Source organism: Janibacter sp. CoH_79_TC_3 (assembly GCF_058197955.1).
Window position 1 is genome coordinate 1 of record NZ_JBXWIV010000091.1, and the last position, 272, is coordinate 272.

The 272-nt window shown below is 43.8% G+C and carries 1 protein-coding gene; it reads right to left on the minus strand.

Features of this window, described 5'->3' with window-relative positions; genetic code table 11:
• On the minus strand, window positions 1-272 hold a 272-nt coding region (locus AC2FA3_RS15200; RefSeq protein WP_490510314.1), incomplete at both ends, for a thiamine pyrophosphate-binding protein.

The window sequence follows — 272 nt, forward strand, 5'->3', positions numbered from 1 at the left end:
GTAGGTTTTCCCTTATATTCCTTTGCCTTTTCAAAAGCATCATGCAATGCCTCATAGTCATGACCGTCTACAGTCATAACATTCCATCCAAATGCTTCGAATTTTGGCTCAAATGGTTCTGGTCCAATAACATCTTCACATCTGCCGTCAATCTGCAGTCCATTGTTGTCAATAATCCAGCACAAATTATCCAGCTTGTAATGACCTGCAGCCATTGCAGCTTCCCAGACCTGACCCTCTTCGGCTTCACCATCTCCCACAAGAGCATAGAT